A 14,299-nucleotide genomic window follows, 5' to 3' on the forward strand; every position below is an offset into this window, starting at 1 on the left:
GTCGAGCGATCCTCGACCGCGACCGACGCGGCCAGCCGCGAGAACCACTAAGGGGAGAACCGTGACGCACGTGACCGAGCGCAGTGGTGCAGGAAGCGGGCCGGCTGGCACCCATCAGCCCTGGACTGCGGCGGCGGGACGCGCCGGCCGCAAACGCACCACGTCGTACGCGGACGCCGGCGTCTCGATCGAGGCCGGTGACCGCGCGGTCGAGCTGCTGCGCCCGAAGGTCAAGAGCACCCGCCGCCCCGAGGTGATGGGCGACATCGGCGGCTTCGCCGGCCTGTTCCGCCTCGACACCCAGAAGTACCGCAACCCGATCCTGGCCTCCTCCACCGACGGGGTCGGTACCAAGCTGGTCATCGCGCAGCAGATGGACATCCACGACACGGTCGGCATCGACCTCGTCGCGATGGTCGTCGACGACCTGGTCGCCTGCGGCGCCGAGCCGCTCTTCCTGCTCGACTACATCGCCACCGGCGAGGTCGTCCCGGACAAGGTCGCCGAGATCGGCGCCGGCATCGCCGACGGTTGCCGGTACGCCGGTTGCGCGCTGCTCGGCGGCGAGACCGCCGAGCACCCGGGGGTGCTCCGCCCCGACGAGTACGACATCTCCGCCACCGGTGTCGGGGTGGTCGAGGAAAGCGAGATCCTCCGCCCGGAGCGGGTCGAGGTCGGTGACGTGGTCATCGCGATGGGGTCGTCCGGGCTGCACTCGAACGGCTACTCCCTGGTCCGGCACGTGCTGCTCGGCGCCGGCCGGATGCGGCTGGACACCGTGATCGAGGACTTCGGCCGGCAGCGCACCCTCGGCGAGGAGCTGCTGACCCCGACCAAGATCTACGCCCAGGACTGCCTCAAGCTGATCGCCGAGGCCGAGGTACGCGCGCTGGCGCACATCACCGGCGGCGGCATCCCCGGCAACCTGGTGCGGGTGCTGCCCGACCACGTCGACGCGATCGTCAACCGGGCCACCTGGCGGCCGCAGCCGATCTTCGACCTGGTGCAGTCCAAGGGCCGGATCGAGGACCCGGACATGGAGGCCACCTTCAACATGGGCGTGGGCATGTTCGCCATCGTCTCGGCCGAGGACGCCGACCGGGCCCTGGCCACGCTCACCGGGCGGGGTGTCGAGGCCTGGCAGGCGGGCGAGATCATCGAGGGCACCGGCGAGGTGCACATGATCGGCCAGCACACCCGGGGCTGACCCCACCACGTGACCACCACCCGGCCGGCCCGACGGGCCGTTCCGGGTGGTCGGCGTACCTACGGGTGTTTCCGCGAAAGGCGCTAAAACCCGCAACCCAGAAGGTTGCCTCGAATCCACGTGATCCTCGGCATACCCGCCCAGGACTTCACCGGAGTGGCCGACGCCACCTAGCCTGAGGGCACCTCGGGCGCGGGGAGGAGGGGGTATGGCTGTCCGACGACAGGAGTTCTCCGGCATGCGGGGGATCGCCCCGGTCCCCAGCTACGTGGTGATGCAGCCGACCACTCTCTGCAACCTCGACTGCGCGTACTGCTATCTCCCGCTGCGGTCCGCGGACCGGCGGATGCCGGTCCCGGTGGCGGAGGCGGTCGCCGCGCCGGTCAACCGCTGGGCCGACCAGGGCCGCTTCTCCGTGGTGTGGCACGGCGGTGAACCGCTCGCCGCCGGCCGGGAGCACCTTGGGGCGCTGCTGGCCCCCTTCCAGCCTGCGGTCGAGCACCACGTGCAGACCAACGCGACCCTGATCGACGACGCGTGGTGCGAGTTCCTCGTCGAGCACCGGATCCGGGTCAGTGTCAGCGTCGACGGCCCGCGCGACCGGAACGCCGAACGGGTGACCCGAGGTGGACGGCCGTCGTACGACCGGATCATGGCCGGGGTGGAGGCGCTGCGCCGCAACGGCATCACCTTCTCCGCGCTCTGCGTGGTGAGCCGGCCGGAGGCCGGGCTCGCCACCGAGCTGTACGACTACTTCCTCGACCTCGGCTGTGACGTGCTGGGCATCAACATCGAGGAGACGGAGGGGGTCAACACCCGGCGCAACACCCACCGGGCCGACCGGGTCAGCGGCTTCTGGGCGGAACTTGTCGCGGCCTGGCGCCGCGACCCCCGGATCCACCTCCGGGAGGTCGAGTGGTCGCTGCGGTACGCGGCGGCGGTGCTCGACGGCACCGACGACCAGGTGCTGCCCCGCCAGCTCGACCCGATCCCGACCATCGGCCACGACGGCTCCGTGGTGCTGCTCTCACCCGAGCTGGCCGGCTTCTCCCACCCGGACTATGGCGACTTCAGCAGCGGAAACGTCCTGCGGACGGCGCTACCGGACATTCTCGCCGCCGCCACCGGCACCCCCTGGGTGGCCGAGTTCCTGTCCGGGGTCGAGTCCTGCCGCGCACACTGCCCGTACTTCGGGTTCTGCGGGGGCGGCCATGCCGCCAACCGTTACTTCGAGCACGGGCGTTTCGATGGTACGGAGACCGACCACTGTCGCAACAGCAAGATCCGTCTATTGGAGGGAGTGTTGGACCATGCCCGACACCACCAGCCGGCGCCAGCCTGAACAGACCGGGGCGGAGGCCGGCGACCCGGTGGCCCTGCGGGTCCGGGACGTCCGGGCGGGCCTGACCACCCTGCTCCAGGAGGCGGCGGAGGCACGACGGCTCCGGGCCGAGGTGACCGCGAGGAACGCCGACGGCGCCAGCGCGGTCTGCGCCTGGAACCACTTCGAGAACATCCCGACGTTCTACAACTGGAACAACCGACCCCGCTGAGCCCGTTGCCCGGTTCCGGCCGCCGCTGCGGACGCGGCGGGCGGTCCGGTACAGCCGCCCAGGTGATCGGGCGCACCCACACCGGTAAGGACCTGTCGCGGGTACGCCGGACATGATCCGACGCGGCAGGTCCTTACCGGTGGTGTTCCGATCCGCGGATGCGCCGCAATGCACTCGGACACGCGTGAGCACGCGGTGTCACCGCGTGCTCAGATGTGACCGGAGAGGTCAGCGGGTTGGCGCCCAGGTGTCCGGGTCGTCCTCCGCGTCGTGATCCTCGTCATCGTCGTCGACGTACTCTTTGTAGTCGTCGTCGAAGTCGTGGTCCGACTTACGGCTGCCGCCGAGTTCTCGCTGCAAGGCGGCGAGGTCGGTGTTCGGGGAGTGGTACTTCAGCTCCCGGGCCACCTTTGTCTGCTTGGCCTTAGCACGGCCGCGCCCCATGGCTCGACCCCCTCGCACAGAATTCGGGGCAGCCCGAAGGCGGGCCCCGATGACGTCAGGCATCTCTCGTGGCTCTTACGGTACATGGGGATGCCCAGGTTCGGCACCTCGGGTTGCCACCGTCCGTGCCCGCGCGTCGCAGCGGCATCGACCGGGCGCCCGATACCGGCGGGTAAGGGCCGCCTGTCGCACCGGTCGTGACCTTTCCGCCGGCTCCGGGGACCCGTTGTTACCCACAGCCTAATTTCGCCCCGTCAGCCCGGCAAACGTACGGATGTGCGAGGACCACCCGTCGGGGCGTGGAACGGGCCCCTGCCCCGTTTCCGGTGGCGGCAGGGGCCCGTTTGGTCGCTCAGCGGAGGTGGATGGTGCGGAGGCGGCCGACCTCGGCCATCCGGCGCTCGGCGAGCCGGTCGGCGGCGACCGCCGGCGGCACGCCCTCGGCGTCGGCGAGCCGGAGGATGTCCCGGGTGGTGTCGTAGATCTTCGTCGCCCGCAGCTTGGCCCGCTCGAAGTTGAAGCCCTCGATCTCGTCGGCGACCTGGATCACACCACCGGCGTTGACCACGTAGTCGGGCGCGTAGAGGATGCCCCGGTCGGCCAGCAGCTTCTCGATGCCGGGGTGGGCGAGCTGGTTGTTCGCCGCGCCGACCACGGCCCGGGCCCGCAGCGCCGGCACCGTGACGTCGTCGAGCGCGCCGCCGAGCGCGCACGGCGCGTAGACGTCGAGGTCGGAGGTGACCAGGGCGGTGGCGTCGGAGACCAGGTCGACCTGCGGGTAGGTCTGCCGGACCCAGGCCAGGGCCCGCTCGTCGACGTCGGTGGCCACCACCGAGGCGCCGTCGTCGATCAGGTGGGCGGTGAGGTGCCGACCGACCTTGCCGAGCCCGGCCACCCCGACCCGCCGGCCGGCCAGCGTCGGGGAGCCCCAGACGTGCTCGGCGGCGGCGCGCATGCCCTGGAAGACACCCCAGGCGGTCAGCACGGACGAGTCGCCGGCGCCGCCGTGCTCGACGCTGCGTCCGGTGACGAACCGGGTCTCCCGGGCCACCACGTCCATGTCCGCGACGTACGTGCCGACGTCACAGGCGGTGTAGTAGCGGCCGCCCAGCGACTCGACGAAACGGCCGTACGCGCGCAGCAGGGGTTCGGTCTTGATCCGGTCCGGGTCGCCCCAGATGACCGCCTTGCCGCCGCCCAGGTCGAGACCGGCGAGAGCGTTCTTGTACGCCATGCCACGGGACAGTTCGAGGACGTCGTGCAACGCCTCGGCCTCGGTGGCGTACGGGTAGAACCGCGTGCCACCGAGCGCGGGGCCGAGCGCGGTCGAGTAGATGGCGATGATCGCCTTGAGGCCGCTCTGCTTGTCCTGGCAGAACACGACCTGCTCGTGGCCGTCGGATTCCTGACCGTCGGTGCTGGCGAATACGTCCATGGCTCGCTCCTGGTGAGGCTGGACACCCTTGTGGGATGTGTGTGGGCCGGGGGTCGCCCGGGTGCCGGCGGGGGGATGGCGCCGACTCCTGCGAGCGTAATCGTGGTTCCGAACCCTGGTGGAGTGCCTCCGGCCCGTCCGAATGGTGGTCACCGGCGTTCGCCGGGCCGACCGGGTACCGCCGGACCCGGCGGGGATTGATCCGAGGTGCTGACGACAGCCGGCTCTCGTTTCGTGGGAGGATCGCGCCGTGCCGTCGCTCTTCGCTTCCTACCTGCGGGTGTACGAGCCGTTGACCGCCTTCGACCGGGATCGGCAGCTCTTCTGGCGCCGGTACGTCAAGGAGGGCAGAGCGGTCGCCCCGTCGGAGGGGCCGGTACGGCAGCGTACCGCCGTGATCGAGGCGTTGGGCGCGGGGTGGACCCGGCTGCCGGACCTGCCCGAGGAGGCGTACGTCCTGGAGGCCGACGACACGTTGCTGGTCTGTCCCTGGAACCTGCGGATCCGGATCGCCGAGGCGGCGCTCAGCGCCCGGGACGGCGTACCTCCGGTGTTGGCGGACGCGTTCGTGCCGCCGGTGCTGGCCGGGCAGGCGAAGGCGGTGGTGGACGACTGGCGCAGCGGGGCGCGGGTGCTGGAGCACGGGGTGCCCCGGCTGCACGAGCAGATCTCCACCTGGGGCGTGCCGCTGCGCTGGTTCGTCTTCGTGGACCCGGAGGAGCGCGAGTTGACGACCCGGCCGGACCGGCGGGTGCTGCGCTACCGCACGGAGATCTCCAAGGCCCGTCGGCGGGCCTCCCGGGCACTGTCGGTGCTGCGGAAGTCGGTGGGGGACGCGCCGATCACCGAGGCGGTCGAGGAGGGCGCCCGGTGGCTGGAGGAGTTCCACCCGCGCTCGGTGGTGGAACTCGACTACGGCGGTCTGGTGGACCTGCTGTCGGACGAGGCGCTGGACGGGGACGACTCGCCGGCGTTGGTCGCGGCCGGGCTCGCCGGGCTCTCCCGGGGCGACGCGGAGGCGGCCACCGAGGCGTACGAGACGCTCGTCGCGCGCTGGCGGGCGATCCAGCTACTGGAACGTTGCAACTAGTGAACGATGCCGCTCAGAGCGGGTTGGGAGCGCACACACGCGAGTGCCGCTCGTAATATTGGTGTCACGAGGGGCAATCGGCCGTCCGGTTAAGTCTTTTTCTGGCATAAAAAATAACCATATTTCGGTCATTGTTCATCCGTCCATCCAGGGACGTTCGGCCGTTCGGCCCATGTCGGACATCGGGGACTAGCCGGACCATGGGAGACGCGTCGGCCGGCGGGACCCCGGCCGATGTCTATAGGCACCTGTGGAGGAGTGACCGATGGCATCGCGTACGCATGAACCTGAGCCGCTACTCACACCGGCAGAGGTCGCGTCGATGTTCCGTGTCGACCCGAAGACCGTGACCCGGTGGGCGAAGGCGGGAAAGCTCAGCGCGATTCGAACGCTGGGTGGACACCGTCGCTACCGCGAGTCGGAGGTTCGCGCCCTGCTGCAGGGACAGATTCCCCAGCAGCGCCAGGGCGACTGAGGCGCGGCTCGCAGATCGACGTCTGGCTCAGGGGTGGCACCGGGTGACCGGGACCACCCCTGAGTCCTGTCCGGGACCGGTCCGGCTTCCGGACGACTGAGTTCCCGGACGACTGATCCCCCGGACATCCGACAGCCCCGCCGATCCGGCAGGGACCGACGGGGCTGTGGCGTCAGGCGGTGGTACGGGAGGATCAGCCGGCGGCGGCCAACCCGGCCGCAACCACCTCCTCCTCGGACAACAGCCGACCGTCGCGCAGGGTCAGCACCCGGTCCGCCAGCTCCATCAGACTCGGATCGTGGGTCGCGACCAGCGCGGTCATCCCCCGGCTCCGGACCAGTGCCCGGAGCAGCTCCATGATCTCCCGGCCGGTCTCCGAGTCCAGCTGTCCGGTCGGCTCGTCGGCGATCAGCAGCGGCGGATCGTTCGCCAACGCCCGGGCCAGCGCCACCCGCTGCTGCTGGCCGCCGGAGAGCTCGTACGGGCGCTGGGCCGCCTGGCCGCCCAGTCCGACCAGCTCCAGCAGCATCGCCACCCGCTCGTCCCGCTCGGCCCGCGGCCGTTTCACCAGCCGCATCGGCACGCCGACGTTCTCGGCGGCGGAGAGGATCGGGATCAGGCCGAAGGACTGGAAGACAAAACCGATCTTCGAGCGGCGCAGTTCGGCCAGCTCCCGGGCGCCGGCACTTGTCATGTCCAGCCCGGCCACCCGGATCTGCCCGCTGGTCGGCCGGTCCAGTCCGCCGACGAGGTTCAGCAGGGTGGTCTTGCCCGCGCCGGACCGACCCCGGACAGCCACCAACTCGCCCCGCCCGGCCGAGAAGGAGACGTCCCGGAGCGCGTGCACCACCCGCTCACCGCTGCGGTAGTCGCGGCCCAACGCCTCGACCCGGACCAGTTCCTCACCCACCGGGCCGTCCCCCTGTCCGGCCCCGGCGCCGTGCCGTCCGCCGTTGATGCCGCTCACGATGCCTCCCCGCCACCGGCACCGCCGCCGGCCCCGTTGCTGCTGTTGTGGTCGTCGGTGGTGCTGTCGCCGGGGCGTACCTCGACGTGGTCCGGCTCCAGGTTGAGCTTCACCCGGTCCCGCAGGCTCAACGCGGACACGAACGCGGCCGGCAACTGCATCCGGCCCGAACGGTCCAGCACCGCGTACTCCTCGGAGACCACCTCCTCCACCCCGTCCGCGCCGACCCGGGCGGAACGACGTACCTCGGAGGCGGTCCGGCCGTCGCGGATCGCGACCGTCCGGCGGACCTGGCCGGCCACCGCGTGGTCGTGGGTGACCACCACGATGGTCACCCCCAGCTCGGCGTTGATGGTGCGCAGCGCCGCGAAGACGTCGGCGCCGGTCGCCTCGTCCAACTCGCCGGTCGGCTCGTCCGCGAAGAGCACCTCCGGATCGTTGGCCACCGCGACCGCCAACGCGCAGCGCTGCTGCTCGCCGCCGCTCATCTGGCCCGGTCGACGGTCGGCGCAGTAGCCGACCCCGACCATCTCCAGCAGCTCCGTCGCCCGCCGCCGGGCCGCCCCGCCGCGCAGGCCGTGCGCCAGCCGCATCGGCAGCTCGACGTTCTCCCGGGCGGTCAGGTACGGCAGCAGGTTGCGGGCGGTCTGCTGCCAGACGAAACCGACCATCTTGCGGCGGTACCGCAGCCGGCTCTTCGCCGACATGTTCAGCAGGTCGAAGTCGCCGACCCGGGCGATCCCGGCGGTCGGCACGTCCAACCCGGAGAGGATGTTCAACACCGTGGACTTGCCGGACCCGGAGGCGCCGACGATGGCGAGCAGTTCGCCCCGGTCGACCACCAGGTCCAGCCCCTGCAGGGCCACCACCTCGACACCCTCGGTCTTGAAGATCCGGACCAGGCCGTCGCAGACGATGTGACCACGCAACCGGTCCGCCCCGCCGGCCCGGGCCGCCGCCCGTTCCGAGGCCCGCCGCTGCAGCACGGCGAGATCGGGGGTGCCCGGTGCGGCGGTGCTCGTCGGACTCGCCATCAGTTCTCCTCTCCGAGACGGAGCACCTTGCCGAGACGCATCCGCCGATTGACCAGACTCTCGATTCCCAGCGCGGTGACCAACGCGACCACCACGAGCAGCAGCACCCCGACCACCAGCAGCGGGTCGACGTGGACCCGCGCCGGCAGGCCGCCGGTGAAACCGGACAGCCCGAGCGCCGGTCCGAGCAGCCGGGGCAGCAGCACCCCGACCAGCCCGCCGGCCAGCACCGCCACCCCGACCAGCGGCACCAGTTCGTAGACCAGCAGGCCCCGCCCCTGCCGCCCGGACAGGCCCATGGTGCGCAGCCGGGACAGCACCCGCCCCCGCGCCGGAGCCTCGGCGAGTACGGCGAAACCGACCGCCAGCAGCGCCAGCGCGAGCGCCCCGGCGACCCCGGCGGTGAAGGTGAAGCTCAGCAGGCGGTTCACCCCACTGCCTTCCAGCGTCCGACGGTGCTCCTGCCAGGTCGTGACGGTGACCGGCAGGGTACGGACCTCGTCGGCCGGCTCGCCGAGCAGCCGGGACAGGTACTCCCGCTGTCCGGCCTCGACCGCCTCGCGCAGCGCGGTGGTCGACACACCCGTCCCGGCGACCAGGAACTCACTCGGCCGGATCGGCTGGAAGTCCGGCACCGGCAGGGCCTGCCAGGGCAGGACGACAAACCGTCGGGCGTCGACCGGCAACCCGGGGAAGGTCGACCGCACGGCGTCGACCGTGAAGCCGTACCGGCGGCCCTGGACGTCGGTGACCCCGGTGGTGACCTCCTCACGGCGGAAGTCCTCGGCGATGTCCGGGGAGACCACCGCCGGCACCGGACCGTCGATCCGGCCCGGCCGGGTGAACGCGGCCGGCAGCTCGGCGTCGATCCCACTATGCCCCAGCACCCGGGCCAGCGCCGGTCCGTCCACCACCAGGATCTGCGCCTGACCGAGCGGACGACCGCCCGTACCGTCCGGGTTGCGGACCCGCAGCGGCTGCCCCGACTCGGTGCCGACCGCACTGACCGCGGTGACCCCGGGCAGCGCGGCGAGCCGCTCGGCCGTCTGCTCGGCGGTGAAGGCGTTGCTGACGATCCGGGCGTCGCCGCCCACCTCCTGGTTGCTGACCTGGTCCCGGGCCTCGCCGATGGTGCTGGTCACCACGCTTGTGAAAACGCCGATGGCGATCGCCACCACCAGGATCGCCGCCGGGAAGACGGTGACCGGGGCGGCCCGGCCGGCCCGGGCCAACCCGACGAACGGCACCACGGTCCGGGCCCGGGCGGCGAGCCTACCCAGCAGCCGCAGCGGCCCCGGTACGAGCCGCAGGGCGACCAGCGCGGCGGCGACCGCGAGCAGCACCGGCACCGACGCCAGGTACGGGTCGACCCCGCTGGACTGGCTCAGCCCGCGTCGGCGCAGCAGCACCACACCCAGGACCGCGAGCAGCAGCACCAGCGCCTCGGCGGTGAGTCGCCGTACGGTCGGCCGGTGCCGGACCAGATCCCGCCGCTGCCCGAGGAAACGCATCCCGCGCTGGCTGGACATCGCCAGCAGCGGAACGGCGAGGGTGGTGCCGACCAGCAGCGCCACCAGCAGTGGCAGTTCCAGCCCACTCGGCCGGCCCGGCAGCAGACCGCCGACCGCCCAGCCCACCAGCACGGCGACCGGCATGACCAGCACCGCCTCGGCCAGGGTCCGCCCGCCGATCGTCCAGATCGCGCCGCCCCGGGCCCGGAGCAGGGTCAGCTCCTCCCGGCGGCGTTCCACCGCGAGGCGGGCGGCGAGGACAACCAGGCCGAGCACGGTGGTGAGGATGCCGGCCTGCACCACAGCCAGCAGCGCCTGCACCGAGCGGAGCTGGCCGTCGAAGGTCGACAGCGCGGTGTCCAACCCGGTTGCCAGCCGTGGCGCGTCGTCGGCGGTCGGCCGCCGGGCCTGCCCGATCGCGGCCATCAGGTCCGGGATCCCGGCCGTGGTCAGCCGCCGCTCGTCGACCCGGTAGCGCCACGTGTAGTCGGCCGGCAGGTCCAGGGTCGCGGTGGTGAGTCCCGGCAGGTCGGTCAGCAGGGGGGCCTGCCAGGTCCCTCCGGCGGTCGGATCCGGACACGGGATCGGCACCAGTCCCGCGCCGTCCCAGTCCGGCGCCGCCGGGTCGGCCGCCTGGTAGATCCCGACCACCCGGACCGGCACGGAGCCCCTGGAGAACCCCTGGCCGACCAGCGAGAACTGGTCGCCGACCCGGAGGTCGGTCGCGTCCGCGGCCGCCCGGGAGACGGCCACCTCCACGGTCGTCGCCCCCCGGTTCGCCGGCCAGTGTCCCTCCACCACGGTCGACACCCGCTCCAGCCCCGGCTGGTAACGCAACGGCAGGTTCGGCCGACAGGAACCGGACATCGTCTGCTTGTCGCCGGAGACCGCCACGTCCTTCGGGCCGATCTGGCCGACGAACCACTGACGGTTGACCAGATCGGGCAGCGGCGCCTGCAGCCTCTGCCGGATCGGGTCGAGCGTCGCCTCCGCCACCGCGGGGTCGAGCGGCGGTTTGCCGCGAGTCAGGCCGCCGCCGAACAGCAGGTCCCGGACCTGGTACGGCAGCGCGCCGACGTCCTGGCCGAGCCCCTGGTCGGCGTACCGGTTCGCCAGTCGGGGCGCACCGGTGACCAGCAGCGCGGCGACCAGGCCGAGCACGGCCAACAGGCCCAGTTGACCGGCGAAGGTCCGTAGCCGGCGCAGCGGTCCGGGCAGCCGGCGCCGGGCACCGGCGGATCCGTTCACGGGGGTTGTCCTTCCGTTGTCGACGAGCGCGCCGCCCCTGGTCCGGTCGCTCACCGGTCATCTCCGATCCGCAGCTGGGCGGCCGCCAGGCGGTTCCGCGTCGTGACGGCGGTCAGCCCGCTCAACAGCATCGCGAGCAGCAGCAGGACGAGCGCCGTACCGCCGGAGGGCAGCCAGGCGATCTCCAGCAGTGGGACCGGCACCGGCCGCTCGGCCGCCGGGGTCAGAATGATCAGCGGGGCCATCGTGGCCGCCACACCGATCCCGACCGCCAGCCCGACCAGTACGCCGAGACCGGCGAGAAAGCCCTGCTCGACGAGGAGGGACCGGGTCAACGTCCGGGACCGGGTGCCCAGGGTCCGGAGCACCGCCAGTTCGGTCAACCGGCGTCGGGCCGTCGCCCGGATGTCGACCCCGACCCCGACCGCGGCGAGCAGGATCGCGCCGAGTGCCGCCGCGAACAGGGCGACCCGGGCGCCGACCCCGTACGGGTCACTGCTCGCCTGGTCGGCGACCTCCCGCCGGTCGACGATCCGCAGTCCGTCGAACGCCGCGGCCGCCCCGACCACCGACCCGGTCTGTCCGGCCCGGGTCCCCACCCACCACTCCTGGGCCTCCCTGAGCACGTTGGTGTCGTGGAAGAGCCGGGCGTTCAACGACGGCAGGTCGGCCAGCAGCGCCGCGCCCTCCGGAACCCCGGGTACGGCCGCCACGGTGCCGACGACCTTGACGGTCATGGATATGCCGGAGATGGTCAGCTGAGTGCTGGTGCCGACATTCATCCGTAGCGCGGCCAACGCCTCGGTGGTGGCCACCACCGGCACCGGCTCCTTGCTCGCCGCCGGGGTTATCGCGACCGACCACGGCTGCCGGGCGCCGGTCCAGTTGTCGAACGTCGGCGTCATCAGGTAACCGGCGCTCAGCGTGCCCTCGCCTGCCGCCGTCTCGACCTGCGCGCCGCGGAAGTTCGGATCGGCGATGAGGACACCCTGCCGGTTCACCAGCCGCCACTGCGGGTTCTCCCCGAGCGACAGCGGGGTGCCGGCCTGGTCGCCCGTACCGGCGCGCAGGTCGGTCAGGTGCCAGTCGAGGCGGTAGCCCCAGGTGCCGAAACCGTCGACCGCAAAACCGGCCAGCCGTACCGTCCCCGGCGCCAGCTCGATGCTGAACCGCAGCGGCTTTCCGCTCTGGCTCTGGCCGAGCGGAATCCGGTGGTACGCCCCGGTCGTGTCGACCAGGACGACCGCGCTGTTGATCGGGGCCTCGGGAGCGTCGGCCGCCCGCGGCCGGTCCTCGGGTGGGGTGTCACCGAAGTCGTAGCCGGTGGCGGTGGTGATCTGCCCGGTCAGCCGGCGGGTACCGGCCGGCAGTTCGGCCGTCGGCGCGGTGACCGGGCTCGCCGCCAGCGCGTCGAAGACCCGGTCGGGGTCGCCGCCCGCCAGGTCGGCCCGGTACCGGACGACCGGACCGGCCATGGCCGACGGCAGGGCGAGCAACTCGGCCGGCACCCCCTCGGTGCCGAGCCGTAGCTCGTCCCGCCAGGCGGGCAGGACACCGGTGGCGCCGGACAACTCCGCGAGCTGCCCGGCCCGCTCCGGCGGCGCCTCGCCGGACGCCTCCACCAACCGCAGGTCGGCACCGACCTGGTGGTCGGCCTGGTCGGTCAACGACCGGTCCGAGGTGGCGGCCAGGCACCAGGCGAGGGTGCTGACCGCCACCGCCAGTGAGAGCAGCAGCACCGGGCCGGCGTGCGGGCGGCGGCCCGCCTGCCACATCCCGAACGTCATCGCGGTCCAGGAACGCCGGTCGACGGTCCGCTCGACCAGCCGGGCCAGCGGCGGCAGCGCGCGCAGCGCGAGGACCGCGCCGGCCAGCACCCCGATCGTCGGGGTGGCGGCCAGCAGGGGGTCGATCCCGAGCGCGGCCCGGCCACCGGCCCCGACCAGCGGCGACGAGTACTGGCGGAGCTGGAACCAGCCGAGCACCGCCAGCGCGATCAGCGCCACGTCGAGGCCGGCCCGCTGGACGGCCGTACGCCGGCTCGGCCGGGACCGGGCGGCCAGGTCGCCGACGTACGTGCCGCCGCGGCGCAGCGCCGGACCGGTCATCGCCAGCAGGCAACCGACCACGGCCAGCCCGGCCACCAGCCAGGTCAGCGAGTCGGGACGGGGACTCAGCCGGATCGCGGCGTCGGTCAGCAGCGGCGTACGGTCGGCGACCCCGATCAGGGCGACCGAGAGGACCGGGCCGAGTACGACGGCCGGCAGCACCACCAGCAGCGCCTCCCGGATCGCGAGTCCGACGAGTTGACCCCGTCCGGCGCCCCGGGCCCGGAGCAGTGACGTCTCGTCCCGCCGCTGTTCGGTGAGGAGCAGGGCCACCAGCAGCAACGCGTACCCGCCGAGGACCACGACCAGCAGCATCGGGGTGACCAGGGCCGACCGGCCCACCAGTTCGGCCCGGCCGAGCCGGTCGGCCAACTGGTCGACCTGGGTGGTGACCAGGCCGGAGCTGCCGAGCCCCACCTCGGACGGCAGGGTCGTCCCGACCTCCTTGGCGGCCTGGCCGAGCCGGTGCAGGGTGCCGACCGTGATCCGGTCGAGGTTCGGCTCGACCAGCCAGGCCACCGAGGCGTTGGCCAGGAACTGGTCCAGGAAGTCGGTCCGGTCCACCACCAGCGGGCCGTAGGTCGCCGACCCCGGCGCCGCCCCGGTCATCACGTCCGGCGCCAACCGCCAGTACGGGTCGTGTCCGTCGCGCGGCTTCCACACCCCGACGACCCGTACCGGGGTGACCTTCCGGGTCACCCGGTCGGTGACCGGGATCTGGTCGCCGACCTTGACCCCGAGGATGGTCGCTACCGGTTCGGCGAGTGTCGTCTGCACCGGCTGGGCGCCTGGGCTGGGCCAGGCGCCGGAGACAAGGTCGGCGTGGGCGGCGAGGTCGTCGAGAAAGAGGACCGAGGCGAAGACGACACCGTCGTCGTCCGGGACCGCCGTACCGGTCGGGCCGGCGAGCTGCCGGCCGGCGGCCACCCCGGCACCGGAGACGGTGGTCGGGACCCCGCTGAACCCGCCCGCGAACCGCTCCCGTAGCGCCGCGTCCCGTTTTTCCAGTTCAGCCTGGTTACCCCCGGCCGAGCCGCGAACCAGGATCGAGCGCTCCTCCGGACTCGCCGACGAGATCGCGACATCCGCCCCCGAATCGACCACGGCCCGGCTGTACCCGGCGAGGCCGGTGAGCAGGGCGGTGGCGATCAGGGTCGCCCCGGTCGCCGCGAGGAGCAGACTCTTCGCCCCCCGGGCGCGCCGCAACACCAGCCTCATCGTGTGGGT

The 14,299-nt window shown here is 72.6% G+C and carries 11 protein-coding genes; 5 read left to right on the forward strand and 6 right to left on the reverse strand.

Going from position 1 to position 14,299, the window contains the following annotated elements; genetic code table 11:
* Positions 1-61 precede the first annotated feature (61 nt).
* The 3 genes from purM (at position 62) to amcA (ending at position 2,760) form a co-directional block, all read left to right on the forward strand.
* Positions 62-1,207 carry a phosphoribosylformylglycinamidine cyclo-ligase gene (purM, locus tag ABGB05_RS16840; protein ID WP_347654351.1) on the forward strand — a complete coding sequence of 382 codons (1,146 nt, stop codon included), beginning with the start codon at positions 62-64 and terminating at the stop codon, positions 1,205-1,207.
* A gap of 238 nt (positions 1,208-1,445) precedes the next feature.
* Positions 1,446-2,549, forward strand: a complete 1,104-nt coding sequence (amcB, locus tag ABGB05_RS16845; RefSeq protein WP_347654456.1) for a cyclophane-forming radical SAM peptide maturase AmcB — start codon at positions 1,446-1,448, stop codon at positions 2,547-2,549.
* Positions 2,518-2,760 carry a multiple cyclophane-containing RiPP AmcA gene (amcA, locus tag ABGB05_RS16850; RefSeq protein WP_347654352.1) on the forward strand — a complete coding sequence of 81 codons (243 nt, stop codon included), beginning with the start codon at positions 2,518-2,520 and terminating at the stop codon, positions 2,758-2,760. The genes amcB and amcA overlap by 32 nt, the downstream gene beginning before the upstream one ends.
* 228 nt (positions 2,761-2,988) lie before the next feature.
* On the opposite strand, the gene ABGB05_RS16855 is transcribed toward amcA, so the two are convergent.
* Both ABGB05_RS16855 and ABGB05_RS16860 read right to left on the reverse strand, forming a co-directional pair.
* The gene (locus ABGB05_RS16855) at positions 2,989-3,204 is read right to left on the reverse strand and encodes a DUF3073 domain-containing protein (protein WP_347654353.1); all 216 of its coding nucleotides are present in this window, start codon (positions 3,202-3,204) and stop codon (positions 2,989-2,991) included.
* 352 nt (positions 3,205-3,556) lie between these two features.
* On the reverse strand, positions 3,557-4,639 hold the full coding sequence (locus tag ABGB05_RS16860; protein ID WP_347654354.1) for a Glu/Leu/Phe/Val dehydrogenase dimerization domain-containing protein: 1,083 nt from the start codon (positions 4,637-4,639) through the stop codon (positions 3,557-3,559).
* A gap of 250 nt (positions 4,640-4,889) precedes the next feature.
* Between ABGB05_RS16860 and ABGB05_RS16865 the strand changes: the two genes are divergently transcribed.
* Positions 4,890-5,729 carry a hypothetical protein gene (locus ABGB05_RS16865; RefSeq protein ID WP_347654355.1) on the forward strand — a complete coding sequence of 280 codons (840 nt, stop codon included), beginning with the start codon at positions 4,890-4,892 and terminating at the stop codon, positions 5,727-5,729.
* Between the two features lie 265 nt (positions 5,730-5,994).
* On the forward strand, positions 5,995-6,204 hold the full coding sequence (locus ABGB05_RS16870) for a BldC family transcriptional regulator (RefSeq protein WP_007073996.1): 210 nt from the start codon (positions 5,995-5,997) through the stop codon (positions 6,202-6,204).
* A 193-nt stretch (positions 6,205-6,397) separates the two neighbouring features.
* On the opposite strand, the gene ABGB05_RS16875 is transcribed toward ABGB05_RS16870, so the two are convergent.
* The 4 genes from ABGB05_RS16875 to ABGB05_RS16890 are packed head-to-tail and all read right to left on the reverse strand — an operon-like array spanning position 6,398 to position 14,290.
* Positions 6,398-7,114 (reverse strand): ABC transporter ATP-binding protein, encoded by a 717-nt coding sequence (locus ABGB05_RS16875; protein ID WP_347654457.1) that lies wholly within the window; start codon positions 7,112-7,114, stop codon positions 6,398-6,400.
* A 53-nt stretch (positions 7,115-7,167) separates the two neighbouring features.
* Positions 7,168-8,205 carry an ABC transporter ATP-binding protein gene (locus ABGB05_RS16880; protein ID WP_347654356.1) on the reverse strand — a complete coding sequence of 346 codons (1,038 nt, stop codon included), beginning with the start codon at positions 8,203-8,205 and terminating at the stop codon, positions 7,168-7,170.
* Positions 8,205-10,964: an FtsX-like permease family protein gene (locus ABGB05_RS16885; protein WP_347654357.1), complete on the reverse strand. Its 2,760-nt coding sequence runs from the start codon at positions 10,962-10,964 to the stop codon at positions 8,205-8,207. The genes ABGB05_RS16880 and ABGB05_RS16885 overlap by 1 nt, the downstream gene beginning before the upstream one ends.
* A gap of 50 nt (positions 10,965-11,014) precedes the next feature.
* Complete coding sequence (locus ABGB05_RS16890; RefSeq protein ID WP_347654358.1) at positions 11,015-14,290, reverse strand: FtsX-like permease family protein; 3,276 nt, start codon at positions 14,288-14,290, stop codon at positions 11,015-11,017.
* Between the last annotated feature and the right edge of the window lie 9 nt (positions 14,291-14,299).

The organism is Plantactinospora sp. B5E13 (assembly GCF_039871775.1).
Taxonomy (GTDB): Bacteria; Actinomycetota; Actinomycetes; order Mycobacteriales; family Micromonosporaceae; genus Plantactinospora.

Bases quoted from the DNA above. Each gene is read 5' to 3' on its own strand.
- amcB (WP_347654456.1), top strand. From the start codon at position 1,446: ATGCGGGGGATCGCCCCGGTCCCCAGCTACGTGGTGATGCAGCCGACC.
- amcA (WP_347654352.1), top strand. From the start codon at position 2,518: ATGCCCGACACCACCAGCCGGCGCCAGCCTGAACAGACCGGGGCGGAG.
- ABGB05_RS16855 (WP_347654353.1), bottom strand. From the start codon at position 3,204: ATGGGGCGCGGCCGTGCTAAGGCCAAGCAGACAAAGGTGGCCCGGGAG.
- ABGB05_RS16860 (WP_347654354.1), bottom strand. From the start codon at position 4,639: ATGGACGTATTCGCCAGCACCGACGGTCAGGAATCCGACGGCCACGAG.
- ABGB05_RS16870 (WP_007073996.1), top strand. From the start codon at position 5,995: ATGGCATCGCGTACGCATGAACCTGAGCCGCTACTCACACCGGCAGAG.
- ABGB05_RS16880 (WP_347654356.1), bottom strand. From the start codon at position 8,205: ATGGCGAGTCCGACGAGCACCGCCGCACCGGGCACCCCCGATCTCGCC.
- ABGB05_RS16890 (WP_347654358.1), bottom strand. From the start codon at position 14,290: ATGAGGCTGGTGTTGCGGCGCGCCCGGGGGGCGAAGAGTCTGCTCCTC.